22 protein-coding genes and 2 pseudogenes are annotated in these 25,833 nt (G+C 55.0%); 16 read left to right on the top strand and 8 right to left on the bottom strand.

Annotation, left to right across the window (positions count from 1 at the left end):
• The 4 genes from FN037_RS04905 to FN037_RS04920 form a co-directional block, all read right to left on the bottom strand.
• Positions 1-744, bottom strand: a complete 744-nt coding sequence (locus FN037_RS04905; RefSeq protein ID WP_138360664.1) for a type 2 GTP cyclohydrolase I — start codon at positions 742-744, stop codon at positions 1-3.
• Positions 745-993: 249 nt separating this feature from the next.
• Positions 994-2,430 carry a deoxyribodipyrimidine photo-lyase gene (gene phrB, locus FN037_RS04910; protein ID WP_142501658.1) on the bottom strand — a complete coding sequence of 479 codons (1,437 nt, stop codon included), beginning with the start codon at positions 2,428-2,430 and terminating at the stop codon, positions 994-996.
• Between the two features lie 24 nt (positions 2,431-2,454).
• Positions 2,455-2,946 (bottom strand): DUF1722 domain-containing protein, encoded by a 492-nt coding sequence (locus tag FN037_RS04915; protein ID WP_409513728.1) that lies wholly within the window; start codon positions 2,944-2,946, stop codon positions 2,455-2,457.
• Positions 2,947-3,324: 378 nt separating this feature from the next.
• Complete coding sequence (locus FN037_RS04920) at positions 3,325-3,531, bottom strand: YbfA family protein (protein WP_138360667.1); 207 nt, start codon at positions 3,529-3,531, stop codon at positions 3,325-3,327.
• A gap of 309 nt (positions 3,532-3,840) precedes the next feature.
• Between FN037_RS04920 and kdpF the strand changes: the two genes are divergently transcribed.
• The 7 genes and pseudogenes from kdpF to FN037_RS24515 all read left to right on the top strand — a co-directional run.
• A complete protein-coding gene (gene kdpF, locus FN037_RS04925) occupies positions 3,841-3,930 on the top strand; it encodes a K(+)-transporting ATPase subunit F (RefSeq protein ID WP_138360668.1) in 90 nt (29 codons plus the stop codon).
• A complete protein-coding gene (kdpA, locus tag FN037_RS04930) occupies positions 3,930-5,609 on the top strand; it encodes a potassium-transporting ATPase subunit KdpA (RefSeq protein WP_142501659.1) in 1,680 nt (559 codons plus the stop codon). Before kdpF ends, kdpA begins: the two co-directional genes overlap by 1 nt.
• Before the next feature lie 21 nt (positions 5,610-5,630).
• Positions 5,631-7,679 (top strand): potassium-transporting ATPase subunit KdpB, encoded by a 2,049-nt coding sequence (gene kdpB / locus FN037_RS04935; RefSeq protein ID WP_142501660.1) that lies wholly within the window; start codon positions 5,631-5,633, stop codon positions 7,677-7,679.
• 10 nt (positions 7,680-7,689) lie between these two features.
• Positions 7,690-8,265 carry a potassium-transporting ATPase subunit KdpC gene (gene kdpC / locus FN037_RS04940; RefSeq protein WP_142501661.1) on the top strand — a complete coding sequence of 192 codons (576 nt, stop codon included), beginning with the start codon at positions 7,690-7,692 and terminating at the stop codon, positions 8,263-8,265.
• Positions 8,266-8,268: 3 nt separating this feature from the next.
• Positions 8,269-10,953, top strand: coding sequence for a two-component system sensor histidine kinase KdpD (kdpD, locus tag FN037_RS04945; RefSeq protein ID WP_142501662.1), 2,685 nt, complete (start codon positions 8,269-8,271; stop codon positions 10,951-10,953).
• Positions 10,950-11,627 carry a two-component system response regulator KdpE gene (kdpE, locus tag FN037_RS04950; protein ID WP_138360673.1) on the top strand — a complete coding sequence of 226 codons (678 nt, stop codon included), beginning with the start codon at positions 10,950-10,952 and terminating at the stop codon, positions 11,625-11,627. The genes kdpD and kdpE overlap by 4 nt, the downstream gene beginning before the upstream one ends.
• A pseudogene (locus FN037_RS24515) lies at positions 11,626-11,703 on the top strand (hypothetical protein); the annotation flags it as partial. The gene kdpE and the pseudogene FN037_RS24515, both read left to right, overlap by 2 nt.
• Positions 11,704-11,794: 91 nt before the next feature.
• On the opposite strand, the gene pgm reads toward FN037_RS24515, so the two are convergent.
• Complete coding sequence (gene pgm / locus FN037_RS04960; protein ID WP_142501663.1) at positions 11,795-13,435, bottom strand: phosphoglucomutase (alpha-D-glucose-1,6-bisphosphate-dependent); 1,641 nt, start codon at positions 13,433-13,435, stop codon at positions 11,795-11,797.
• Between the two features lie 32 nt (positions 13,436-13,467).
• Positions 13,468-14,016: a replication initiation negative regulator SeqA gene (seqA, locus tag FN037_RS04965; RefSeq protein ID WP_142501664.1), complete on the bottom strand. Its 549-nt coding sequence runs from the start codon at positions 14,014-14,016 to the stop codon at positions 13,468-13,470.
• 184 nt (positions 14,017-14,200) lie between these two features.
• On the opposite strand from seqA, the gene ybfF reads away from it, so the two are divergent.
• The 8 genes from ybfF to FN037_RS05005 all read left to right on the top strand — a co-directional run bounded on the left by ybfF (position 14,201) and on the right by FN037_RS05005 (position 21,985).
• Complete coding sequence (ybfF, locus tag FN037_RS04970; protein WP_138360676.1) at positions 14,201-14,974, top strand: esterase; 774 nt, start codon at positions 14,201-14,203, stop codon at positions 14,972-14,974.
• A 133-nt stretch (positions 14,975-15,107) separates the two neighbouring features.
• Entirely contained in the window at positions 15,108-15,401 is a 294-nt protein-coding gene (gene ybfE, locus FN037_RS04975; protein WP_142501665.1) for a LexA regulated protein, read from the top strand.
• A 149-nt stretch (positions 15,402-15,550) separates the two neighbouring features.
• Complete coding sequence (gene fldA / locus FN037_RS04980; RefSeq protein ID WP_171034859.1) at positions 15,551-16,081, top strand: flavodoxin FldA; 531 nt, start codon at positions 15,551-15,553, stop codon at positions 16,079-16,081.
• Between the two features lie 426 nt (positions 16,082-16,507).
• Entirely contained in the window at positions 16,508-16,954 is a 447-nt protein-coding gene (gene fur / locus FN037_RS04985; RefSeq protein WP_138360678.1) for a ferric iron uptake transcriptional regulator, read from the top strand.
• 126 nt (positions 16,955-17,080) lie between these two features.
• Positions 17,081-18,007, top strand: a complete 927-nt coding sequence (gene tcuR, locus FN037_RS04990) for a tricarballylate utilization LysR family transcriptional regulator TcuR (protein ID WP_142501666.1) — start codon at positions 17,081-17,083, stop codon at positions 18,005-18,007.
• A gap of 97 nt (positions 18,008-18,104) precedes the next feature.
• Entirely contained in the window at positions 18,105-19,508 is a 1,404-nt protein-coding gene (tcuA, locus tag FN037_RS04995) for an FAD-dependent tricarballylate dehydrogenase TcuA (protein WP_138360680.1), read from the top strand.
• Positions 19,495-20,634 (top strand): tricarballylate utilization 4Fe-4S protein TcuB, encoded by a 1,140-nt coding sequence (tcuB, locus tag FN037_RS05000; RefSeq protein ID WP_142501667.1) that lies wholly within the window; start codon positions 19,495-19,497, stop codon positions 20,632-20,634. Before tcuA ends, tcuB begins: the two co-directional genes overlap by 14 nt.
• Before the next feature lie 55 nt (positions 20,635-20,689).
• Entirely contained in the window at positions 20,690-21,985 is a 1,296-nt protein-coding gene (locus FN037_RS05005; RefSeq protein ID WP_142501668.1) for an MFS transporter, read from the top strand.
• Positions 21,986-22,152: 167 nt separating this feature from the next.
• On the opposite strand, the gene chiP is transcribed toward FN037_RS05005, so the two are convergent.
• On the bottom strand, positions 22,153-23,556 hold the full coding sequence (gene chiP / locus FN037_RS05010; RefSeq protein WP_142501669.1) for a chitoporin ChiP: 1,404 nt from the start codon (positions 23,554-23,556) through the stop codon (positions 22,153-22,155).
• Positions 23,557-23,660: 104 nt separating this feature from the next.
• On the opposite strand from chiP, the pseudogene FN037_RS24695 reads away from it, so the two are divergent.
• A pseudogene (locus tag FN037_RS24695) lies at positions 23,661-23,762 on the top strand (methionine synthase); the annotation flags it as partial.
• A 229-nt stretch (positions 23,763-23,991) separates the two neighbouring features.
• Here FN037_RS24695 and glnS read toward each other — a convergent pair.
• Entirely contained in the window at positions 23,992-25,659 is a 1,668-nt protein-coding gene (gene glnS, locus FN037_RS05015; protein ID WP_138360684.1) for a glutamine--tRNA ligase, read from the bottom strand.
• Positions 25,660-25,833 lie beyond the last annotated feature (174 nt).

Raw genomic sequence — 25,833 nt, forward strand, 5'->3', positions numbered from 1 at the left:
TCAGGCCGGATTCGGGATATCAATAAATGTGACATCCAGTTCGCTGTTTTCCGTCAACCATTCGCTTAACGCACGAATCCCGCCGCGCTCGGTGGCATGGTGACCCGCGGCGTAAAAATGCAATCCCTGCTCACGCGCCGAATGGATGGTTTGTTCCGAAACTTCACCGGTAATAAACGCATCGACGCCAAAACGCGCCGCGCTGTCGATAAAGCTCTGACCGCCCCCGGTACACCACGCCACACGGGCTACTTTGTCCGGCCCGGTATCACCGCACCACAGCGGTTTACGTCCCAGGCGCGCTTCAATCCACGAAGCCAGTTCCAGGCCGGATACCGCCATTGAGAGTTCTCCCCATGGCACCAGCGGTTCGATCTCACCCATCACGTTGATGCCAAGCAGCGAAGCCAGCTGCGCGTTATTCCCCAGTTCCGGGTGGGCATCAAGGGGTAAGTGCCAGCCATAGAGGTTGATATCATTGCTTAGCAACGTCTTGAGACGGTTACGCTTCATACCGCGAATAACCGGCGATTCCCCTTTCCAGAAATAGCCATGATGGACAATCACCGCATCGGCCTCCAGGCGCACGGCTTCGTCAAGCAGCGCCTGGCTGGCGGTCACGCCGGTAACAATTTTTTGCACCGTTTCACGTCCTTCCACCTGCAGACCATTGGGGGCGTAATCACTGATGGCCGCACTATTCAGCTTTTCATTAATCAGTTGTTCCAGTTCACTATTTTTCATTTTCGCTCCATCAGGCGATCGTGTTGTGCAGAGGGATAACATAACGATATCCATGCGATCCGTCGATAGCCTCCCGCCTTTCGCTGACGATTTTGATCATGCGCGAAATCCGGCGCTGTTTTTTCACCTGCTTTGCGCGTCTGCCCGCGGTGTTGTTCAGGCGGGAGCGGTCGGTACCGTCGCTCATTGTGACGACGATTACCGCACCTGGAGGGGATGTTCTGCGACGTCGCGTGGACGTGACGCCGTTCAGTCGTCCGCCGATGGCCTCTTCAGCTCTCTGGCGGCGTCCCAGGCTGCCAGCGTCGCCAGCCGGGCCTGCTTGTGATCAATAATCGGGCGCGGATAATCCAACGTGAGGCCATTTTTCTCCGCCCATATCCACGGTTGATGCAGCGCTTTGTCAGGAACATCGGCCAGCTCAGGTAGCCATTGGCGAATAAACGTCCCGGCTTTATCAAACCGTTCACCCTGCGTCGTCGGGTTAAAAATACGAAAATAGGGTACGGCATCGGTGCCGGTTGAAGCCGCCCACTGCCAGCCGCCATTGTTGGCCGCCAGATCGCCATCAATAAGCTGTTCGATAAAGTAGCGTTCGCCCAGCCGCCAGTCGATACGCAGATCTTTCACCAGGAAACTGGCGACAATCATTCGCAGGCGATTATGCATCCAGCCAGTCGTATTTAGCTGACGCATCGCGGCATCAACAATCGGGAAGCCGGTTTTTCCGCGTTGCCAGGCCTGTAGCGCTAACTCATCATCCCGCCATGCGACATTATCAGTCCAGGCAATAAAGGGGCGTCCTTTACACACTTTCGGATGGTACACCATCAGATGGCGGTAGAATTCGCGCCAGATAAGTTCATTGAGCCACACGGCCCCTGCGTGGCCATTAAGCGCCCGTGGTTGCTCCACCAGCAGGCGATGCAGACACTGACGCGGCGAGAGGACGCCCACCGCCAGACACGGTGACAGCCGGCTGGTTCCCTCAATGGCCGGCAGGTCGCGCAGGTGTTCATAATCGGCAACCTTTTTCTGACAGAACCGGCGAAGCTGCGTAATAGCACTTTTTTCATCAGCGGCGAACAGGGCGCGATCAAAGGGCGTTTGCGGATAGTCTATTTTCACTTCAGACGCCGACACCCTTGCCCCGCTGGCGCGGACTTGCGGCGCGGCAACACACTCAGGCAACGCCTCCTGTAAACGGCGAATAAAAGCATGTTTAAATGGCGTAAACACCTTATACATTTCGCGATTGCCGGTGAGCACGCTGCCGGGCGCCAGCAATACGCTGTCATCAAAACCCTGACAGATCGCCTTTTCTAAGATTTTCTCCACGGCCGCGTCGCGCTGGCGTTCATTAATTTCGTACTGGTAGTTATAAAACAGATGGGTGACCTGCTGCTGCTCGCAGATCCTGGCGAGCAGATTCACACTGGCGGCGAAGTCTTCCGCATGTTCAATGAGCAGCGGGATCCCTCGCGTTGCCAGCGCCGTTTGCAGACTATGAAGGTGGCTGACGATAAATGCCGCCTGGCGTGGCGCCATGCCATGCTGATGCCATTGTCCTGGCGTGGCGATAAATACCCCGAGGACACGGGCATGTGGATCCCGGCAGGCCGCCGCGAGCGCCAGATTATCGTGAATGCGCAAATCCGCGCGAAACCAGACCAGATGGGTGGCCATAACGCTCCTGAAATCCGTGATTTTTTATTCGTTCAGTGTTTCCGGCCAGCCAGTGAAATAGCGTTGTTCAGCGAGGTAAGCATCCGGAAATTCGGTCATATAATGTTTTAGCAACGTTACCGGGGCAAGCAACGGCTCTCTCCCCAAGCGATAGTCATTAATGAGCATCGTCAGCGCCTGCTTCTGTTCAGCGGTCAGGTGTTCACGGAAATAGCCCTGAACATGCATCAGAACGTTGGTATGGTTCTGCCGGGTAGAAGGATGGGCCAGCAGATTCACCAGACGCTCACGATAGGCATCGAAAAAAGCATCCAGCGATGGCCAGTCGGCCATCGCCGCCACAAAAGGCCCTATCTGACGGTACGCTGGCTGCGAATGCGCCAGCAGTATCAACTTGTAGCGGCTATGAAAATCGATCAGTCCGCCGCGGGTCAATCCTTCGCGACGCAAGTTATCCAGTTCACGTAAGGTATACATACGGGTTTTATCATCGTCTTCCAGCCAGGTCTCATTCATTACCGCTCCTTGTCTCATGGAAAGTTGTCAGTGTATACCCGTCATACTTCAAGTTGCATGTGCGTTGGCTTTCCTCATTCACCCCAGTCACGTACTGGAGTACGCTCCCGGGGATTCACTGCATCGCCGCCTTCCTGCAACTCGAATAATTTAGGGTATAAAACACAACTGGCAAAAAAAAACCGCCGGGAAAACCGGCGGCCAGATGACTGATAAAGTGGGTTATTCCTGGAATTGCCCGGCGGCGCTTCGCTTGCGCGGACCGGAGTAAAATTCATAACATGATGATATTACGAGTTTCCCATGAGAAGCCAGGCCTCGATCGCCATCAGGCGGAAATACCCGCACACTATCCGTACGATAAATAATTTGAGACGATCAGTAAAAATCTGCGGCGGCTTTTTCCGCCTGGGCCATCCATACCGGCTGATCGCTGGTTTTGGCCCACACGCGGTGCAACCAGCTGTAAAAACGGGCGCGATCCTTCCAGAACAGCATCACCGGAAAAGCCAGCACGCCAGCCACAACGGCGAAAGCACGGCGCGCGAAGATGACGTAAGCCGGATAGTTTTTGTACAACGTCATAATTTCTCTCCCCTTTGTCAGGCCGGCAATCAACGCCGGTAAAGTGCCAATGTACTCTGGCTAAAATAGTACCGCTTTGACTGTAATTTTACTACTCATCCGACCACTAAAAAGCACTTATTTTCGCCTTTATTTTTATTCATTCGGTAAATTAGTTACATAAAAGTTAAATTAATACTAAACATTAGTTAAATTGTGGTTTTGGCGATTTTTATATTTTTTTTATCCCTCCGGCGCTGATTTTTGCGAAATCTTTGCGCCCAACTTTCTATTCTCCGCGTAAAGCCCAAAAACACCCGGAGGTGGATTGTGACCGCAGGCGTAATCGCTGGCGTAGCGCTGGTGTTCCTGTTGCTGGTTTATCTGGTTTATGCCCTGCTACACGCGGAGGCATTCTGATGGCCGCGCAAGGATTTTTACTCATCACGAGCTTTATTCTGCTGCTGCTCATCCTGGCGCGTCCGCTGGGAAGCGTACTGGCAAGCATGATTAACGATGTACCGTTACCTGGCCTTGCCGGTATCGAACGCAGTTTATGGCGGGTAGCCGGTATTCGTTCGCAGGAGATGAACTGGTATCAATATTTATGCGCTATTTTGCTGTTTAACGCCCTCGGTATACTGGCGTTATTTGTGCTGCTGATGCTTCAGGGTTCACTGCCGCTCAACCCTCAGCATCTGCCCGGCCTGTCATGGGATCTGGCGCTGAATACCGCGGTGAGCTTCGTCAGTAACACCAACTGGCAGGCCTACGCCGGGGAAACCACCATGAGCTATCTGAGCCAGATGGCAGGACTGGCGGTGCAAAATTTCCTCTCTGCCGCCACCGGGATCGCGGTGGTCTTCGCTTTCACCCGTGCGTACGCCCGGCAGAAAGTCAGCACCCTGGGCAACGTCTGGGTCGATCTGATTCGTATCACGCTCTGGTTGTTGCTGCCGATTTCGCTACTGATCGCCCTGTTCTTTATTCAGCAAGGCGTGCCGCAGAATTTCGCTCCCTATCAGAGCATGGTTTCGCTTGAAGGTGTGCGCCAGATGCTGCCGATGGGGCCAGTGGCTTCCCAGGAAGCCATTAAGATGCTTGGCACCAACGGCGGCGGTTTCTTTAACGCCAATTCCGCTCACCCGTTCGAAAACCCCACCGCGCTGACCAATATGGTGCAGATGCTGGCGATCTTTCTGATCCCGGCGGCATTGTGCTTCGCCTTTGGCGAGGTGGTGGGCGATCGCCGCCAGGGTCGCGCGATTCTGTGGGCAATGTTGCTGATCTTTATTGTCTGCGCGGCGGCGGTGATGTGGGCGGAAACTCGCGGCAACCCGCATCTGTTGCACCTCGGGGCCGACAGTAATCTGAATATGGAAGGCAAAGAGAGTCGTTTTGGCATTCTCGCCAGCAGCCTGTTTGCGGTTATCACCACCGCCGCATCCTGCGGAGCGGTGAATGCGATGCATGACTCCTTTACCGCGCTGGGCGGGATGGTGCCCATGTGGCTGATGCAAATCGGCGAAGTGGTTTTTGGCGGCGTCGGGTCGGGTCTGTACGGCATGCTGTTATTCGTGATGCTGGCGGTATTTATCGCCGGGTTAATGATTGGCCGCACGCCGGAATACCTCGGTAAGAAAATCGATGTCCGTGAAATGAAAATGATTGCGCTGGCGATCCTCGTCACGCCGACGCTGGTGCTCCTCGGTACGGCTCTGGCGATGATGACCGGGGCCGGACGCGCCGCAATGCTTAATCCCGGCCCGCACGGATTTAGCGAAGTGCTGTACGCGGTAACTTCGGCGGCCAATAACAACGGCAGCGCCTTCGCGGGCATCAACGCAACGACGCCGTTCTGGAACCTGCTACTGGCGTTCTGCATGCTGGTCGGCCGCTTCGCGGTCATTATTCCGGTAATGGCCATTGCCGGCTCGCTGGTAACGAAGAAAATTCAGCCCGCCAGCAGCGGGACGCTCGCAACCCATGACGCGTTATTTATCGGCCTGCTGATCGGCACCGTTTTGCTGGTCGGTGCCCTGACCTTTATTCCCGCGCTCGCGCTCGGCCCGCTGGCGGAACAATTCTCTTTACTTTAAGCGATTGCGGAGCAACCTGTTATGAGTCGCAAATCATTAGCCCTGCTGGAGCCGACGCTTGTACGCCAGGCGTTGCTTGACGCAGTGAAAAAACTTAGCCCGCAAGTACAGTGGCGTAACCCGGTCATGTTTATCGTCTGGATCGGCAGCCTGCTGACCACTCTGCTCGCCATCGCGATGGCAAGCGGGCAGATCGCGGGAAGCGCCCCGTTTACCGCTGCCGTCAGTATTTGGCTGTGGTTTACCGTGCTGTTCGCCAACTTCGCCGAAGCAATGGCCGAAGGCCGCAGTAAAGCGCAGGCCAGCAGCCTCAAAGGGGTCAAAAAGACCGCATTTGCCCGTAAACTGCGCGCGCCGCAGCACGATGCGCAAATTGACCACATCCCCGCCGATGAACTGCGTAAAGGGGACGTCGTCCTGGTCGAAGCAGGAGATATTATTCCCTGCGATGGCGAAGTTATCGAAGGGGGCGCGTCGGTGGACGAAAGCGCCATCACCGGCGAGTCCGCGCCGGTCATTCGCGAATCCGGCGGCGACTTCGCCTCGGTGACCGGCGGAACGCGAATTCTCTCTGACTGGCTGGTCATCGAATGCAGCGTGAATCCCGGCGAAACCTTCCTTGACCGGATGATCGCCATGGTGGAAGGCGCGCAGCGCCGCAAAACGCCAAACGAAATCGCCCTGACCATTCTGCTGATCGCCCTGACTCTGGTGTTCCTGCTGGCGACCGCCACCATCTGGCCTTTCTCTGCCTGGGGCGGTCACGCCGTCAGCGTAACGGTGCTGGTCGCCCTGCTGGTGTGTCTGATCCCGACGACTATCGGCGGATTACTCTCGGCGATTGGCGTTGCCGGGATGAGCCGGATGCTGGGGGCCAACGTCATCGCCACCAGCGGACGCGCGGTAGAAGCCGCAGGCGATGTGGACGTGCTGCTTCTGGACAAAACCGGCACCATCACCCTCGGTAACCGCCAGGCTTCGGATTTTCTGCCCGCTCAGGGCGTGGATGAAAAGACGCTGGCGGACGCGGCGCAACTCTCCTCGCTGGCCGACGAAACGCCGGAAGGCCGCAGCATCGTCATCCTCGCCAAGCAACGTTTTAACCTGCGGGAACGCGATGTCCAGTCGCTTCATGCCACTTTTGTTCCCTTTACCGCGCAAAGCCGAATGAGCGGTATCAATATCGATAACCGAATGATCCGTAAAGGTTCCGTGGATGCCATTCGTCGCCATGTCGCCGCCAGCGGCGGTCATTTTCCTGCTGACGTGGAACAAAAAGTGGATAGCGTCGCTCGTCTTGGCGCCACGCCGCTGGTGGTGGTGGAAGGTTCCCGCGTGCTGGGCGTTATCGCGCTGAAAGATATTGTCAAAGGCGGGATCAAAGAACGCTTCGCCCAGTTGCGCAAAATGGGCATCAAAACGGTGATGATCACCGGCGATAACCGTCTGACGGCGGCGGCGATTGCCGCCGAAGCCGGTGTGGATGATTTTCTGGCGGAAGCGACGCCGGAAGCCAAGCTGGCGTTGATTCGCCAGTATCAGGCCGAAGGCCGTCTGGTGGCGATGACCGGCGACGGAACCAACGATGCGCCGGCGCTGGCGCAGGCTGATGTGGCGGTGGCGATGAACTCCGGTACTCAGGCGGCGAAAGAAGCCGGCAACATGGTGGATCTCGATTCTAACCCCACTAAGCTGATTGAGGTGGTGCATATCGGCAAACAGATGCTGATGACCCGCGGTTCTTTAACCACCTTTAGCATCGCCAACGACGTAGCAAAATATTTCGCTATTATTCCGGCGGCGTTTGCCGCGACCTATCCACAGTTGAATGTGCTGAACATTATGCGTCTGCATTCGCCGGACTCCGCGATCCTCAGCGCGGTGATCTTCAATGCGCTGGTTATCATTTTTCTGATCCCGCTGGCATTAAAAGGGGTGAGCTATAAGCCGCTTTCAGCCTCTGCCATGCTGCGCCGTAACCTGTGGATCTACGGTCTTGGCGGGCTGGTGATACCGTTTATCGGTATCAAAGCTATCGATCTGTTACTTACCCTGAGCGGGCTGCTGTGAGGAAAAGATCATGTCATTGATTCGCCCCGCCATTGTGCTTTTTATTCTGTTAACGCTTATTACCGGCGGCGTCTATCCGCTGTTGACCACCGCGCTGGGACAGTGGTGGTTCCCGCAACAAGCCAACGGTTCGCTGGTGAGGATTGACGGTGAAGTGCGCGGTTCCCGCCTGATCGGCCAGAACTTTACCTCCGCTGGCTATTTCCAGGGCCGCCCGTCCGCCACGACCGGGATGCCGGACAACCCGCTGGCTTCCGGCGGCAGCAACCTTTCCGTCAGCAATCCGGCGCTGGATAAAACTATCGGCGAACGGATACAGGCGCTGCGCGCCGCCAACCCGGATGCAAGTCCGGCGGTGCCGGTGGAGTTGGTCACCGCCTCGGCGAGCGGACTGGATAACAATCTGACTCCGGCCACCGCCCTATGGCAGGTACCTCGCGTCGCCAGAGCGCGGCAGCTTAGCGTTGAACAGGTCAGCCAGCTGGTCAACGACGCAACGCAAACACCGTTGCTCAGCTTTCTTGGCCAACCTGTGGTAAATATACTGCAGCTAAATATGTCGCTGGATGCGCTGAAGGATAAGTGAAAAATGAGTGATGAGCCGCTGCGCCCGGACCCTGACCACCTTCTGGAACACACCGCCGCGCCGCACCGGGGAAAACTGAAAATCTTCTTTGGCGCCTGCGCGGGCGTCGGGAAAACCTGGGCGATGCTGGCGGAAGCGCAGCGGCTGCGCGGTCAGGGCCTGGATATTTTGATCGGCGTGGTGGAAACCCACGGGCGTAAAGAGACGGCGGCGATGCTTGACGGGCTCAGCGTCCTTCCCCTGCGCCGCCTTTCCCACCGAGGGCGCTACGTTAAAGAGTTTGATCTGGACGGCGCGCTGGCTCGCCGCCCGGCGCTGATCCTCATCGATGAACTGGCGCATAACAACGCGCCCGGCTCACGTCATCCCAAACGCTGGCAGGACGTAGAGGAACTTCTGGAAGCCGGAATTGATGTCTTTACCACCGTCAACGTCCAGCACCTGGAGAGCCTGAATGATGTGGTCAGCGGCATCACCGGCGTTCAGGTCCGCGAAACCGTCCCCGATCCGTTCTTCGATGCCGCCGACGAAGTGGTGCTGGTGGATCTGCCGCCTGACGATCTGCGGGCGCGCCTGAAAGAGGGCAAGGTTTATATTGCCGGTCAGGCCGAACGCGCCATTGAGCATTTCTTTCGTAAAGGTAATCTGATTGCCCTGCGTGAACTGGCGCTGCGCCGCACGGCCGACCGGGTGGACGATCAGATGCGCGCCTGGCGGGGCCATCCTGGCGAAGAGAAAGTATGGCATACCCGCGACGCCATTCTGCTGTGCATCGGACACAACACCGGTAGTGAAAAACTGGTGCGCGCCGCCGCGCGGCTGGCAGCCCGCCTCGGTAGCGTCTGGCACGCGGTGTATGTCGAAACCCCGGCGCTGCATCGTCTGCCGGAAAAGCAGCGACGCGCCATCTTAAGCGCCCTGCGCCTGGCGCAGGAGCTGGGGGCAGAGACCGCCACTCTCTCCGATCCTGCGGCAGAAAAAGCGGTTGTGCATTACGCCCGGGAGCATAATCTCGGCAAAATTGTGCTGGGCCGTCCCACAACGCGGCGCTGGTGGCGCAGCGATTCGTTTGCCGATCGGCTGGCGAAACTGGCCCCGGATCTCGATCAGATAGTGGTGGCGATCGATGACCCGCCAGTTCGCCCGCTTAGCAGCTCATCGGACACCCGAACGTTTAAGGATAAGTGGCGGGTACAAATCCAGGGCTGTCTGGTTGCCATCGCTTTATGTGCGCTGACGACGATCATCGCCATACAGTGGATGGTCGCTTTTGATGCCGCTAACCTGGTGATGCTCTACCTGCTGGGCGTGGTGATTATCGCCCTGTTTTTCGGGCGCTGGCCCTCGGTGGTCGCCACCTTTATTAACGTCGCCAGCTTCGATCTCTTTTTTATCGCGCCTCGCGGTACGCTTGCCGTTTCCAATGTGCAATACCTGTTAACTTTCGCCGTGATGCTGACTGTGGGTCTGGTGATTGGTAACCTGACGGCAGGCGTACGCTATCAGGCACGGGTTGCCCGTTATCGCGAACAACGCACACGCCATCTGTACGAGATGTCCAAAGCGCTGGCGGTAGGGCGAAGCAAGCAGGATATCGCCGCCACCAGCGAACGGTTTATCACCTCCACGTTTCAGGCTCGTAGTCAGGTGTTATTGCCGGACGAAAACGGCACGCTAACGCCGCTGACGCACCAGCAGGGCATCACACCCTGGGATGACGCCATCGCCCGATGGAGTTTTGATAAAGGCCTGCCAGCCGGGGCGGGCACCGATACCCTGCCCGGCGTGCCGTATCAAATCCTGCCGTTAAAAAGCGCCGACAAAACGCACGGGCTGGTGGTGGTGGAGCCGGGTAATCTTCGCCAGTTGATGATCCCGGAGCAACAGCGGTTACTGGAAACATTCACCCTGCTGGTCGCCAGCGCGCTGGAGCGCCTGACGCTGACCGCCAGCGAAGAGCTGGCGCGACTCGCCAGCGAGCGCGAGAGCGTTCGCAACGCCCTGCTCGCCGCCCTCTCCCATGATCTGCGCACGCCGCTGACGGTGCTGTTTGGTCAGGCGGAAATTTTAACCCTTGATTTAGCAAGTGAAGGATCGCCTCACGCTCGCCAGGCCAGCGAAATTCGCCAGCATGTGCTCAACACTACCCGGCTGGTGAATAACCTGCTGGATATGGCGCGAATCCAGTCCGGCGGCTTTAATCTTAAAAAAGAGTGGCTGACGCTTGAAGAGATCGTTGGCAGCGCTCTGCAAATGCTGGAGCCAGGGCTCTCCCGTCCGGTTAACCTGTCGTTGCCTGAGCCGCTGACGCTGGTGTACGTTGACGGCCCGCTGTTCGAGCGGGTTCTGATTAACCTGCTGGAAAACGCCGTCAAGTACGCCGGTTCACAGGCGGAGATCGGCATTAATGCTCATATTGCAGGCCAGTATCTCCAGCTCGAGGTGTGGGATAATGGTCCCGGCATTCCGGACGGGCAGGAGAAAAGCATCTTCGACAAATTTGCCCGCGGGAATAAAGAGTCGGCGGTACCGGGCGTTGGCCTGGGGCTGGCTATTTGCCAGGCAATTGTTGAAGTGCACGGCGGAACGATTTCCGCGCATAATCGTCCGCAAGGCGGAACCTGTTTCCGTGTTACACTCCCGCAGGAAACCGCACCTGAATTTGAAGATTTTCATGAGGATATGTGACCAACGTTCTGATAGTTGAAGATGAACAGGCTATTCGCCGCTTTCTGCGCAGCGCGCTGGAAAGTGACGGGCTGCGCGTGTATGAGGCAGAAACGTTAAATCGCGGCCTGCTGGAAGCTGCCACGCGAAAACCCGATCTCATCATTCTTGATCTTGGCCTGCCTGACGGCGACGGCATCGATTTTATTCGCGATCTGCGGCAGTGGAGCGCAATTCCGTTGATTGTGCTTTCTGCGCGTAGTGAAGAGAGCGACAAAATCGCCGCGCTGGATGCGGGCGCTGACGACTATCTGAGTAAACCCTTCGGCATCGGCGAACTGCAGGCGCGCTTACGCGTGGCGCTGCGACGTCACGCCAGCGGCCCTTCTTCCGAACCCATCGTACAGTTTTCCAGCGTAAAAGTGGATTTAGCCGCACACCTTGTTCGTCGCGATGAAGAGGAGATTCACCTGACGCCGATCGAATTCCGTCTGCTGGCCGTACTGCTCAATAACGCCGGAAAAGTGCTGACTCAGCGCCAACTGTTAAATCAGGTCTGGGGACCGAACGCGGTCGAGCACAGTCACTATTTGCGTATTTATATGGGCCACCTGCGACAGAAGCTGGAGCTGGATCCGGCTCGTCCCCGCCATTTCATTACCGAAACCGGGATTGGCTATCGCTTTATGCCATGAATTCGTGACCTTCCTCGGCTGGACGCTGTATGGACTGGTATCGCCGCGCTTTGAGCTGAAAAACAAACACGGTTAAAAAAAAGCCCGGTAGCGATAACTAACGCTTACCGGGCCCACGATCGTTGTTGTAGGCCGGGCCGCACTACCGCCCGGCACACAAACCGCACTTACGCGTTTTTCAGCACTTCGCTGACAATCTCAACCGCTTCTTTTTCGATCTGCTTGCGGTGTTCCTCGCCGAGGAAGCTTTCGCAATAGATCTTATACGCGTCTTCCGTACCAGAAGGCCGCGCGGCAAACCAGCCGTTGTCGGTCATCACCTTCAGGCCGCCAATTGCCGCGCCGTTACCCGGCGCCGCCGTCAGGCGCGCGGTGATCGGATCGCCCGCCAGCGTGCTGGCGCTGACCATTTCCGGAGAGAGCTTAGACAGCGCCGCTTTCTGCGCGGAGGTCGCGCTCGCCTGCAAACGGTTATAGCTCGGCGCGCCGAAGCGAGCCGCCAGCTCGTTGTAGTGCTCCTGCGGGTTTTTCCCGGTGACGGCCGTGATTTCCGCCGCCAGCAGGCACATGATGATGCCGTCTTTATCGGTAGACCACGGCGTGCCGTCGAAACGCAGGAAAGACGCCCCGGCGCTCTCTTCGCCGCCGAAGCCGAAGCTGCCGTCGAACAGACCGTCGACGAACCATTTAAAGCCGACCGGCACTTCCACCAGTTTACGCCCCAAATCGTTCACTACGCGGTCGATCATCGCGGAAGAGACCAGCGTTTTACCGACCGCCACCTCTTTGCCCCACTGCGGGCGGTGCCGGAACAGATAGTTGATCGCGACCGCCAGATAGTGGTTCGGGTTCATCAGCCCAGCCGGAGTCACGATGCCGTGGCGGTCATAGTCCGGATCGTTGGCGAACGCCAGATCGAACTTATCACGCAGCGCCAGCAGACCCGCCATCGCGCACTCGGAGGAACAGTCCATACGGATTGCGCCGTCTTTGTCGAGATGCATAAAGCGGAACGTCTGATCAACGTGATCGTTAACGATAGTCAGGTTCAGGTTGTAGTGCTTAGCAATACGCTTCCAGTATTCGATACCGGAACCGCCCAGCGGATCGACGCCCAGCGTCAGGCCCGCTTTCTGAATCGCCGCCATATCGACGATATCCGCCAGCCCTTCGATAAACGGCTGCACCAGATCCTGCTCTTTCACATGTCCGGAGGCCAGTGCGGCATCCAGGGAAATGCGCTTCACGCCCTGCAAACCTGCAGCAAGCAGTTCGTTGGCCCGGTTTTCTACCACTTTAGTGACGTTGGTATCTGCCGGGCCGCCATTTGGCGGATTGTATTTGATACCGCCGTCTTCCGGCGGGTTATGAGAGGGAGTAATGACAATCCCGTCAGCCTGTGGCCCGCCGTTTTCATTATGCACCAGAATCGCATTCGAAATCGCTGGTGTCGGAGTAAAACCGTTGTTTTCCTGCACGATGACATCAACACCGTTTGCCGCCAGCACTTCCAGTACGGAAATGAAAGCCGGTTCGGATAATGCGTGGGTGTCCTTCCCGACGTAGCATGGGCCGGTGATCCCGTTCTTCGCGCGGTCTTCGGCAATTGCCTGCGCAATCGCCAGAATATGCTGCTCGTTGAAGTTGTGGCGCGCCGCGCTGCCGCGGTGACCGGAGGTACCAAACTTCACTGCATGTTCCGCGTTGCCTACATCCGGCTTCAGCACATAGTACTGGGCAGTCAGTTGGGCGACGTTAATCAAATCACTCTGTTGCGCAGGTTGACCTGCGCGCTTATCGATTGCCATTGCCTGATCCTTCTGGTGCAAAAGTTAAACAACTAGATCGTACCGCAAACCTTTTCGATCAATTCCGCGGGGAACTGCATTGATTGCATGATATGTTCGATCATGCTGCATTTGCGACCGGTATTGGTATTTGTAATCACCCACCATGGCGTACCCGGAACCTGCTTAGGTTTCGTCTGATTACCGTTTTTCTGTAGCGTCTTCTCATCTTCCGCAAAATAGACGCGGGTACGCCCGTGCAAAGACTCGGTGGCCTCCGCAAACCCTTTGCTGTCTAAAGAATAGAGGGTGGTCAGAATCAGCATGAAACGGTTTACCGCACGCTTTTGTTCAGCGTACTCATCAGACAACAGCAGTTCGCGCATCGCGCGGACTTTATCTTTCAGAGGATTAACGGGTTTCACTTCAACGACAGGCGCTGGCGCGGGAGCCGGAGTAGCTTTCGCTACCGGTGCAGCGGACTGAGGAACGGCGGAAAACTTCAACATGCGCCGTAAAATGTCGGATGCGCTCTCGCCAATATGCTTGGTGTGGCTGGCAATATAGCTATAGAGTTCATCATCAACTTCGATTGTTTTCATCTTAATCCAGTGCGATATCTTTTTCTGAATACAAGTTGTCGGGATTATAGGGGCAAATCCCAACCGCGGATAGCGTCAAACCAGGATGGCGGCAAAACTCGGAAATCTTCCGGTTCTTGCAGCCGAATGGCAGAATGTCCAACATAATACCCTAACCCGACGGAGCGAAAAAAAGAACTTTGCCATGAAATTAAATAGCCGAATACAATCTGCACAGAATCCGCATAATCATCCCCCTGTCGTCCTGGTCCACGGCCTTTTTGGCAGCCTGGATAACCTTGGGATCCTCGCCCGCGATCTGGTCGCCGATCACGATATTTTGCAGGTTGATATGCGAAACCACGGCCTTTCGCCGCGCGCGCCGGAAATGACCTATGCCGCGATGGCGCAGGATCTGCTGGACACCCTCAATGAATGTCAGATAGAAAAAGCGGTCTTTATTGGCCATTCTATGGGCGGCAAGGCGGTCATGGCGCTAAGCGCGCTGGCTCCTGAACGCATTGCAGGTCTGGTGATCATTGATATCGCCCCCGTGAATTATCACGTCCGCCGTCATGATGAAATCTTCGCCGCCATCAATGCTGTAACCGATGCCGGCGCGAGTACCCGCCAACAGGCAGCAGTGATTATGCGCGAGCACCTTCACGAAGAAGGGGTGATTCAGTTTCTGCTGAAGTCTTTTGTCGATAGCCAGTGGCGTTTTAACGTACCGGCTCTGTGGGAGCAGTATGACAATATCGTCGGCTGGCAAACTATCCCGGCCTGGCCTCACCCGGCGCTGTTTATCCCCGGTGGCAACTCCCCTTACGTGACCGATGCTTACCGCGATGCCCTGCTGGCGCAATTTCCCCAGGCCCGGGCGCACGTCATTGCCGGCGCCGGGCATTGGGTGCATGCCGAAAAGCCGGAGGCCGTGATACGGGCAATTCGCCGATATTTGCTCACCCTCGGCGCATAACTGGCTAAAATCTGCCCGACCGCGCGGCAGAATGTCTGCGGTCGTTGGCGCATCGCATTGCCTGATGTATGATGGCGCGCTATCTGCGTCGGCTATACCCGACAGCTTGTTTCCCCCGAAGTCACTCTGAATCATGGCAAAAGAACAAACGGACCGTACGACATTAGATTTGTTCGCAACTGAGCGTCGGCCGGGTAGACCGAAAACCAATCCGCTTTCACGCGATGAACAACTGCGCATCAATAAACGCAATCAGCTTAAACGCGATAAAGTTCGCGGATTGAAGCGCGTTGAGTTAAAACTGAATGCCGATATCGTCGATGAGCTGAATGAGCTGGCCGAAGCCCGTCGTATGACCCGCAGCGATCTGATAGAAGAGATACTGATGAACCAACTGGCGGCCATGCGCAGCCACGATAACGCCTGAAACCTTCAAAAAATAACCTTTCATGTAGCAGAGTGTGCAGTTGGGCGCGATTGCTGTTTCCGCGCCCTTCTCAGTTCTGCTATGATTGCCCTTATCTGCAGGCATTAAGCCATTACCACATCATTAAGTTTCAAGAGGTTATTTTACTCATGGCTATCATCGGCATCTTTTTTGGCAGCGACACCGGCAACACCGAAAATATTGCAAAAATGATTCAAAAGCAGCTTGGTAAAGATGTTGCTGAAGTCCACGACATTGCCAAAAGCAGCAAAGAAGATCTGGAAGGCCACGACATTCTGCTGCTCGGCATCCCGACCTGGTATTACGGTGAAGCCCAATGCGACTGGGATGATTTTTTCCCTACGCTGGAAGAGATAGATTTCAATGGCAAGCTGGTCGCGCTTTTTGGCTGTGGCGATCAGGAAGACTACGCAGAATATTTTTGTGACGCGCTGGGGACTATCCGCGATATCATTGAGCCTCGCGGCGCGACTATCGTGGGTCACTGGCCGACAGCTGGCTACCATTTTGAAGCGTCTAAAGGCCTGGTCGATGATGACCACTTCGTCGGCCTGGCTATCGACGAAGACCGTCAGCCGGAACTGACTAATGAACGTGTCGACAAATGGGTAAAACAGATTTCTGAAGAACTGCATCTTGAAGAAATCAAGAATGCCTGAGTCTGTACCCGTCATACGGTCTGTTGCATCTGCGTTGACAATACTCGCTCATCCCCGGGCCTTGCCCTGCGAGGCCAGCGCAAGCGCTGTTCAAAACGGTTAACCGTTTTGTCCTGCAACTTGAATTAGTGAGGGGATAAACAACATAATCGACAGATTTTTTTGCATTAATAGACAAAAGCAATCAAAGATATAGCTACAAGTTTTTAACTTTTAATCACATATCTGTACAATGTCCTCTGATTTAACGAGGTCACGTAAAGTGCTTTTGCAGCGAATGCCTCGTTTTTGACAGTATACAAGGCCCGATGCTTGCGGTTTTCATTTCGCCATGGCAGTTCTATAATGATACGCATTACATCGGGTTATTCTCTGTATTACTTCCGCTCATGGAAGTAGATCGTTTAGCAACAGGACAGATTCCGCATGACTGACAACAATACCGCATTAAAGAAAGCTGGCCTGAAAGTGACCCTTCCGAGATTAAAAATCCTGGAAGTCCTGCAGGAACCGGATAACCATCATGTCAGCGCGGAAGACTTATATAAACGCCTGATTGATATGGGGGAAGAAATTGGTCTGGCAACCGTTTATCGCGTACTGAACCAGTTTGACGATGCTGGCATCGTTACCCGCCATAATTTCGAAGGCGGTAAATCCGTTTTTGAACTGACGCAGCAACATCACCACGATCACCTGATTTGCCTCGATTGCGGCAAAGTGATCGAATTTAGTGATGATTCCATTGAAGCGCGCCAGCGTGAAATTGCCGCCAAACACGGTATTCGTCTGACTAACCACAGCCTGTACCTGTACGGCCACTGTGCGGAAGGCGATTGCCGCGAAGATGAGCACGCTCACGACACCAAGTAATATGTCGCACTGAAAAGCCAGCCGCATCAGGCTGGCTTTTTTATCTGTTGAACTCGCCCACGCGCTCCCCGCCATCCCTGTGCTAATCTCATGTAAGTTCTGTCTGACCTCTTCCGGAGAATCGAAATGGAGCTTCGCCAGCTACGCTACTTTGTCCGTATTGTGGAAACCGGGAGTATGGGCAGTGCGGCGCTCGATCTTAATATCGGCGTCTCGGCACTCAGCCAGCAGATGACGCGGCTGGAAAACGAACTTGCCATTCGCCTGTTGCAACGCACTTCTCGCGGCGTAACGCCCACCAGTGCCGGACTGGCCTTTTATTCCCAGGCTCAGCTGGCGCTGCGTCATGCTGACGATGCTATTCTCGCCGCGCGGGAAGCGCGTCTCTCAGGACACGTCAGCGTCGGCATGGCCCCCAGCACCGCCTCTGTCCTCGGCATACCTTTTATCCATGCGATGCGGGAAAACTATGCGGATGTGCGTCTGCATGTGGTGGAAAGCCTTTCCGGTAATCTGGAACGGATGATCAATACCCGGCAGATTGATTTAGCCGTGGTGTTCCAGAAAGAGAAAATTCTGCGCTGGAGCGCCAGGCCGATTCTTGAAGAGCGACTGTTTCTGATTGGCGCACATGCTCTGCTGGCTGAAATTTCTGATGAGATCATCACCCCAGCAGAGTTGGCCAGTATTCCCCTGATTATGCCCAGTCCCGGTCATGGTCTGCGTGGCAGACTGGAAGCAATTTGTCAGGAAAATGCGTTTCAGGTTGAAATTACAGCAGAAATTGACGGCCTGACCTTGTTGATGCACGCCGTTCGTAGTGGGCTCGGCGCCACGCTACAGCCAGGCGCCGCAATTTCTCATCTTGATAAAGAGGCGCTCAGAGTGATCGGCATCCACAATCCGATACTGAGTCGCCCCAACTTTTTGGTCAGCCTTTCTGATGATGAGCTTACCCCTGCTGGCCTCGCCGCCCGCGTCATGCTGACGAAGGTCATGCGTCACCTGGTAGATACAGGCGGTTGGCCTGGAGCAACCCTTTACGCTAACTAAAGGACTCTTTAGCAGAGCCTCATAGCGCCCACACAACTTATACGTATACATTTTAATTACAAATTTAACAATTAGTTAAATAGTAATGGAGTATACGATGATTGATGTCCTGGTGATTGGCGGAGGCAACGCCGCATTATGTGCCGCCTTGACCGCCCGTGAGAGCGGAGCCTCCGTGCTGCTGCTTGAAGCGGCCCCCCGGGAGTGGCGCGGCGGAAATTCGCAACACACCCGCAACTTACGCTGCATGCACGATGCGCCGCAGGATGTGCTGGTCGAGAGCTATCCCGAAGAGGAGTTCTGGCAGGATCTCCGCCGCGTTACCGAAGGGAATACCGACGAAGCGCTGGCGCGACTGGTGATCCGTACCTCTTCACAATGTCGCGACTGGATGCGCCAGCACGGCGTTAACTTTCAGCCCCCTCTTTCCGGCGCGCTACATGTAGCACGTACCAATGCCTTCTTTATGGGCGGCGGGAAAGCTCTCGTCAATGCCTATTATCGCAGTGCAGAAAAGCTGGGGGTGCAAATTCGCTACAACATGCCAGTGCAGGCGCTTGAACTGCATAACGGCGAGTTCGTGGCGGCACTGGCGGGAGAGGAACGCATTGAAGCTAAAGCCTGTGTCCTCGCCGCCGGAGGATTTGAATCTAACCGCGAATGGCTGCGGGAAGCGTGGGGTGAAAACGAACGCGGCGAGTGGCCAGCGGATAATTTTCTCATTCGCGGCACCCGCTTTAACCAGGGCGTCCTGCTCAAATTTATGATGGATGCCGGGGCGGACATTATCGGCGATCCCTCCCAGTCACATTGCGTGGCGATCGATGCCAGAGCGCCGCTGTATGACGGCGGGATTTGTACCCGCGTGGACTGCGTATCGCTGGGCGTGGTGGTCAACCGTGACGCTGAGCGTTTTTATGATGAAGGGGAAGATTTCTGGCCAAAACGTTACGCCATCTGGGGGCGTCTGGTCGCCCACCAGCCGGGGCAAATTGGCTATTCCATTATCGACAGCAAAGCGATCGGCCACTTTATGCCGCCGGTCTTCCCCGGCGCGCAGGCCAATACGCTGGCGGAACTGGCGCGCCAGTTAGGGCTGGATGGCGAACGCTTAACCCACACCGTAACGCAATACAATAAAGCCTGCCAGCCCGGGCAATTCGACCATACCACGCTGGATAACTGCGCAACGAAGGCGCTGACGCCGCCAAAAACCCACTGGGCACGACCGCTCGACACGCCGCCTTACTATGGCTATGCCTTGCGACCAGGCATCACCTTCACCTATCTGGGACTGAAAGTGAACGCACGCGCCGCAGTGCACTTTGCCGGACAACCGAGCCGTAATCTGTTTGTCGCCGGCGAAATGATGGCGGGCAACGTGCTGGGCAAAGGCTATACCGCTGGCGTCGGCATGTCCATCGGCACCACCTTTGGTCGTATCGCCGGAAAAGAGGCCGCTCTGGCAGCACAGAAGGAGGCGCGTCATGAAGCAGCTTGAGAAGTTGATCATCGAAGCACACATTCTCACTGAGCCGGAAGCTGAAGTCGGGCGAGTGATGCAGGTGTGTAACGCCTGCCGCTACTGCGAAGGTTTTTGCGCTGTGTTCCCGGCGATGACCCAGCGCCTGGAATTCGGTAAAGCCGATATTAACTATCTGGCGAACCTGTGCCATAACTGCGGCGCTTGTCTGCACGCGTGTCAGTATGCGCCGCCTCATGAATTTGCGATTAACGTGCCGAAAGCGATGGCGGAAGTACGGCTTGAAACCTGGCAGCATTACGCCCTGCCCGCCGCCTTCAGCGCCTTGTACCGTCGGGCGGGCATAACCGTGGCGCTGGCGTTAGTTTTTGGTCTGAGCCTCTTTCTGCTCCTCGCGATAGGGTTGAAAGGCTCGCTATTTCACCCGCCGCTGGCCGGTGATTTTTACCAGATTTTCCCGCATAACCTGCTGGCGTGGATGTTTGGTTCCGTTTTTATTCTGGCGATCGGTTTACTGATGGCGGGCGTAATTCGCTTCTGGCGCGAGATCTCTCCCGGCACGCCGCGTTCCGCTGAAATTGCTGAAGCCTCGCGTAATGCCCTGACGCTGAAATATCTCGACGGCGGTCACGGCAAGGGCTGCAACGAAGCGGATGACGCTTTTACTCTGATGCGCCGTCGTTTCCACCACTTCACTTTTTACGGCTTTATGCTCTGTTTCGCCGCAACGGTAGTGGCGACAGGCTACCACTACTTCGCTGGCCTGGAGGCCCCTTATCCGTTCTTTAGCGCGCCGGTGATCCTCGGCACACTCGGTGGAACTGGTCTGGTCATTGGCCCGGCGGGATTGTTGTGGCTGAATCTCAGGCGCTCACCGCTGCATGGCGACGCGCGGCAAAAGCCGCTGGATCGCGGTTTTATTTTATTGCTACTGCTGACCAGCCTGACGGGCTTAGCACTTCTGGCGGGCAGAGATAGCGCGTGGATGGGCATTTTGCTGGCCATCCATCTTGGGGTGGTCATGGCGTTGTTTTTGACTATTCCTTACGGAAAATTTGCCCATGGATTTTACCGCTGCGCTTCCTTACTCAAGTGGGCGATTGAGAAACGGCGCGGAAAACCGGCGGGGGTCGCAGGCGACTAACCCACACACTCTTACCTCTATAAGAACAAAAGAAAGACAATGGAGAGCAAACCCAATGACTCAACAACTATCGCGCGCCAGCACGTTTGGCGCAATACTCCGGGTGACCAGCGGTAACTTCCTCGAACAGTTCGACTTTTTTCTGTTCGGGTTTTACGCCACCTATATCGCGAAGACATTCTTCCCGGCGGAAAGTGAGTTCGCTTCATTAATGCTGACCTTTGCCGTTTTCGGCTCTGGCTTTTTAATGCGCCCTGTCGGGGCGATTGTGCTGGGTGCCTACATTGACAGAATCGGTCGCCGTAAAGGGCTGATGGTTACCCTGGCGATTATGGGCTGCGGTACGCTGCTGATTGCCCTGGTTCCTGGTTATCACAGTATCGGTCTGCTAGCACCTGTACTGGTATTACTGGGGCGATTATTGCAGGGATTCTCTGCTGGCGTAGAGTTAGGCGGCGTTTCCGTCTATCTTTCTGAAATCGCCACGCCGGGAAATAAAGGCTTCTATACCAGTTGGCAATCCGCCAGCCAGCAGGTCGCGATTGTTGTCGCGGCGCTGATGGGTTACGGCCTGAACGCCATGCTCGACCACGAGCAGATTTCCACATGGGGCTGGCGTATCCCGTTCTTTATCGGTTGCATGATTATTCCGCTGATTTTTGTTCTGCGCCGTTCTCTTCAGGAGACCGAAGAATTTTTACAACGTAAGCACCGCCCCGACACCAGGGAAATTTTTACCACTATCGTCAAAAACTGGCGTCTCATCACCGCCGGCACGCTACTGGTGGCGATGACTACCACCACCTTTTACTTTATCACTGTCTATACCCCGACCTATGGCAGAGCGGTACTAAACCTGAGCGCGCGGGACAGCCTGATTGTCACCATGCTGGTGGGCATTTCTAACTTTATCTGGTTACCGATTGGCGGCGCGATTTCCGACAGGATTGGCCGTCGACCGGTGCTGATGGGGATTACTCTGCTCGCGTTGATCACCACCTGGCCGGTGATGCACTGGCTGACAGCCGCGCCGGATTTCACCCGGATGACGCTGGTGCTGCTCTGGTTTTCGTTCTTCTTTGGAATGTACAACGGCGCAATGGTGGCGGCGCTCACCGAAGTGATGCCGGTGTATGTGCGAACCGTCGGTTTTTCCCTGGCCTTCAGTCTCGCAACCGCAATTTTTGGCGGCCTGACGCCCGCGATATCCACTGCGCTGGTCCAGTGGACCGGAGATAAAAGCGCCCCCGGATGGTGGCTAATGTGTGCGGCGCTCTGTGGACTCGCCGCCACCGCAATGCTGTTTGTCCGTTTAAGCCGTGGTTATCAACCGGTGGAGAATAAGCTCTGAAGTACAAACGGGCGGAGAATGCTCTCCGCCCGTTTGTTTCCGGTCCGTGTCATCTGAATCCAGCATGCGTACACTTTTCTGGTCTACAGACTACTCGCGCTGTTTTTCTTTTTTCCGCTCGTTTTTCTCAACGAGTACGACAGGTGGTCAACCTGTCGTTATCGGCATCAGAAGATAGTGAATGGAGCGATAACCATGAACTTCACGTCGCGCTCATCCTGGAAGATATTGCCATAACCACCGCTCCAGCTTGGGATATCGGAGTGGTTGTCGTATTGCGTAAAGTGGAGTTTAAACAGCGTGCCCTTCGCGCGCCCTTCCTGCACAGTGTACATTGCATCCAGACTATACGCCGACTCTTTCAGACGTTTATCCGGGTTGTAATACGCGTCAGGCGAGGACATTTTCCCAGGTTTAGCATCCCATGCGTAAACGTAGGATGCGCCGAAGGCCCAGCCCGGCATGTTCCAGTTCTTCATGTCATACATCGCCCCGAAGAACAGCGCTTTTTCCCCGTTGGCGTTAAAGTCGGAACGGTTATCCCACCAGATATCCAGACGCCCGTTAGAAGAGGCGTAGGTTGGCGTCATACGCTGCAGGAAATAGCCCTGCTGACCGTCAGCTTTTACCCAGGTTCCTTCCAGCCGCAGGTCCAGAACATCAGCAACCTTATAACCAAAGGTTAATGCCTGCAGCCAGGCAGTACCATCATAGATATCATTTGCCCCACCGTTGCTGACCTTATCGCGAGCGCCGTAGAACTGGTAGCTGGTGGTTAACGGTGTCCCTGCGACGTCAAATTTATAACTGGCTTTAGCAAAGTACTGATCAATATATCCCTGTGCCTGACCAAACGCCGCTTCCAGTACGAGGTCATTTTTAAAATCGTATTTAGCGCCGAGGGAGTGGAGATAATCCACTTTGGTTTTCTTGTCATTCTGGTAAAACTTATCCATTTCGATGTGCCAGGGCGCTTTATATTCGTTAGTCCACATCCAGGAGAAGCTCAGCGCCCCCTCATCGCCGTAATCAAAGTTAGCGCCCGCTTCTGCCCCCTGATAAGTGCCAGGCATAAAGCTCCAGTGCGGAGCCAGCAGGGTTTGCCCGGTTGGCTGAATATAGCCAGCGCGCGCCCACGCCGGACCGAACTTAAATTTTGCAGCTGCTTTATACAAGCTTATCCCGCTCTTATCGCCGGAATAGTCTTCATCGTAGGTTTTATTACGCGAAGAGAAAGCGATTTCGTTCGGGTGACCGCTGCCGTTACTTTCGTTCATTTCAATGGCGGTAAATGCGGCGACATCAATACCAAACATGTCAGCGGCATAACCGGACTGGAAATCCAGATTAGCGTTCCAGGTTGCATGGGAAAGGTTGGTTTTATACTTATCGCCGTCGGTCACATCTTTACGGTCACGCTCGCGCTGCCAGTAATAGATACCGCCGGTTAAGGTGGAGTCGTCAATAAATCCTTCAGCTTTTGCATCCGGCGCCATTGCAAAACCTGACAGCGCTGTTACACCGGCAATAGCCAGCGCCAGCGTACTACGTTTGCCACTAAACGTACGCATATACATATCCTCTTTGACGTTTTAAATGCGCGATGGCCCAGGGCAACGCGCGAAAAATAAATAAGTTCACTAAAAAGCGGTGTGCGAAAAATTGCACAATCACTATGCATAGACTATTTTTCGCGACGCGAATTATCAATCTCTTTCAGAGACCAAAGATAAAGATTATGACAAAGCGCACATATTTTGTGTCTTTATGTTTCAATCAAAGATGTCGTGTCGACAGGGTATAAGCGCTTACAAAAACAGAAAAAATCAATAGAAACGACGGATGGGTACTTTTTTATGCGGGCAAACAGGACACCTTAAAAAGGTATCTTATTACAGTATGCAATCAGGTTAATTTTCATCACGAAAATATCAGAAAGGCATCTCGGATCACGAAATAAAAAAAACGCCGCAATGCGCGGCGCTCTCAATCATGGCAGGGATCGCTTATACGCCGACTTTCGCCCACGTATCGCGTAGCCCGACGGTACGGTTAAACACCAGATGGGTCGGGGTTGCAAGGTGGCTATCAAGGCAAAAGTATCCTTCGCGTTCAAACTGGAAGGCCTTACCCGCAACCGCGTCCTTCAGCGAGGGTTCCGCGAAGCCCTGCGTGATCACCAACGACTCAGGATTCATCGCCGACAGGAAGTCTTCCGCCGCTCCCGGATTCGGCACGCTGAACAGACGATCGTACAGGCGGATTTCCACCGGCAGCGCGTGTGCCGCGCTTACCCAGTGAATAACGCCTTTAACTTTACGCCCATCGGCCGGATCTTTGCTCAGGGTATCCGCATCGTAGGTGCAGAAGATTGTGGTGATATTGCCTTCGGCATCTTTCTCTACACGCTCTGCTTTGATCACGTAAGCGTTGCGCAGACGAACTTCTTTCCCCAGTACCAGACGCTTGTACTGTTTGTTCGCTTCTTCACGGAAGTCGGCACGGTCGATCCAGATTTCGCCGCTGAACGGTACTTCGCGGCTGCCCATCTCCGGTTTGTTCGGATGATTCGGCATGGTCACGCTTTCGCTGCCGCCCTGCGGATAGTTTTCGATAACCAGCTTAACCGGGTCAATAACGGCCATCGCGCGCGGGGCGTTCTCGTTCAAATCCTCACGAATACAGGATTCCAGCGCAGCAATTTCGATAATGTTATCCTGCTTGGTCACACCGATACGTTTACAAAATTCACGGATAGATTCCGCCGTATAGCCACGGCGACGCAGGCCGGAGATGGTCGGCATACGTGGATCATCCCAGCCCTCAACGTGTTTCTCGGTTACCAGTTGGTTCAGCTTACGCTTGGACATCACGGTATATTCGAGATTAAGACGCGAGAATTCGTACTGACGCGGGTGTACGGGGATACTGATGTTATCCAGCACCCAATCATACAGGCGGCGGTTATCCTGGAATTCCAGAGTACACAGAGAGTGGGTAATCCCTTCCAGCGCATCGCTGATGCAGTGGGTAAAGTCGTACATCGGGTAGATGCACCACTTGTTCCCGGTCTGATGGTGTTCAGCAAACTTAATACGATACAGCACCGGGTCACGCATGACGATAAACGGCGAGGCCATATCGATTTTTGCTCGCAGACAGGCTTTACCTTCGGCAAAACCGCCACTACGCATTTTTTCAAACAGGGCCAGGTTTTCATCCACGCTGCGATCGCGGTACGGACTATTTTTACCCGGTTCTTTCAGGGTGCCGCGATATTCCCGGATCTCTTCCGCCGACAGCTCATCCACGTAAGCAAGACCCTTATTAATCAGCTCAACCGCATATTGATGCAGTTGATCGAAATAATCAGATGAGTAGCAAATGTCCCCGGACCAGTGAAAACCTAACCACTGCACGTCGTTTTTAATCGACTCAACGTATTCGATATCTTCCTTCACCGGGTTGGTGTCGTCGAAACGCAGATTACATTGGCCGTGGTAATCCTGAGCGATGCCAAAGTTCAGGCAAATAGACTTCGCATGGCCAATGTGCAGATAACCGTTCGGTTCCGGTGGAAAACGGGTATGAACGGTGGTGTGCTTACCAGTAGCCAGATCTTCATCAATGATCTGGCGAATAAAGTTAGTCGGGCGGGCTTCTGCCTCACTCATCGTGGGTTCCTCAAAGCGTAAACAACGTATAACGGCACATGATCTTACAAGCAGGGCGTGGAGACAACTATTAGTTACGTAAAATACGTATCTGAAGGCGATTATGGGGTGTTGGCGGTAAAAAAAGCGGCGGAGTTTTCCTCCGCCGTTGAGGTATAAACGCTAATCTGGAGA

Source organism: Klebsiella sp. 2680 (assembly GCF_900198535.1).
In the GTDB taxonomy this organism is placed as follows: Bacteria; Pseudomonadota; Gammaproteobacteria; order Enterobacterales; family Enterobacteriaceae; genus Klebsiella; species Klebsiella indica.

Bases quoted from the DNA above. Each gene is read 5' to 3' on its own strand.
- FN037_RS04905 (WP_138360664.1), bottom strand. From the start codon at position 744: ATGAAAAATAGTGAACTGGAACAACTGATTAATGAAAAGCTGAATAGT.
- phrB (WP_142501658.1), bottom strand. From the start codon at position 2,430: ATGGCCACCCATCTGGTCTGGTTTCGCGCGGATTTGCGCATTCACGAT.
- FN037_RS04915 (WP_409513728.1), bottom strand. From the start codon at position 2,946: ATGAATGAGACCTGGCTGGAAGACGATGATAAAACCCGTATGTATACC.
- FN037_RS04920 (WP_138360667.1), bottom strand. From the start codon at position 3,531: ATGACGTTGTACAAAAACTATCCGGCTTACGTCATCTTCGCGCGCCGT.
- kdpA (WP_142501659.1), top strand. From the start codon at position 3,930: ATGGCCGCGCAAGGATTTTTACTCATCACGAGCTTTATTCTGCTGCTG.
- kdpB (WP_142501660.1), top strand. From the start codon at position 5,631: ATGAGTCGCAAATCATTAGCCCTGCTGGAGCCGACGCTTGTACGCCAG.
- kdpC (WP_142501661.1), top strand. From the start codon at position 7,690: ATGTCATTGATTCGCCCCGCCATTGTGCTTTTTATTCTGTTAACGCTT.
- kdpD (WP_142501662.1), top strand. From the start codon at position 8,269: ATGAGTGATGAGCCGCTGCGCCCGGACCCTGACCACCTTCTGGAACAC.
- pgm (WP_142501663.1), bottom strand. From the start codon at position 13,435: ATGGCAATCGATAAGCGCGCAGGTCAACCTGCGCAACAGAGTGATTTG.
- seqA (WP_142501664.1), bottom strand. From the start codon at position 14,016: ATGAAAACAATCGAAGTTGATGATGAACTCTATAGCTATATTGCCAGC.
- ybfF (WP_138360676.1), top strand. From the start codon at position 14,201: ATGAAATTAAATAGCCGAATACAATCTGCACAGAATCCGCATAATCAT.
- ybfE (WP_142501665.1), top strand. From the start codon at position 15,108: ATGGCAAAAGAACAAACGGACCGTACGACATTAGATTTGTTCGCAACT.
- fldA (WP_171034859.1), top strand. From the start codon at position 15,551: ATGGCTATCATCGGCATCTTTTTTGGCAGCGACACCGGCAACACCGAA.
- fur (WP_138360678.1), top strand. From the start codon at position 16,508: ATGACTGACAACAATACCGCATTAAAGAAAGCTGGCCTGAAAGTGACC.
- tcuR (WP_142501666.1), top strand. From the start codon at position 17,081: ATGGAGCTTCGCCAGCTACGCTACTTTGTCCGTATTGTGGAAACCGGG.
- tcuA (WP_138360680.1), top strand. From the start codon at position 18,105: ATGATTGATGTCCTGGTGATTGGCGGAGGCAACGCCGCATTATGTGCC.
- tcuB (WP_142501667.1), top strand. From the start codon at position 19,495: ATGAAGCAGCTTGAGAAGTTGATCATCGAAGCACACATTCTCACTGAG.
- FN037_RS05005 (WP_142501668.1), top strand. From the start codon at position 20,690: ATGACTCAACAACTATCGCGCGCCAGCACGTTTGGCGCAATACTCCGG.
- chiP (WP_142501669.1), bottom strand. From the start codon at position 23,556: ATGCGTACGTTTAGTGGCAAACGTAGTACGCTGGCGCTGGCTATTGCC.
- glnS (WP_138360684.1), bottom strand. From the start codon at position 25,659: ATGAGTGAGGCAGAAGCCCGCCCGACTAACTTTATTCGCCAGATCATT.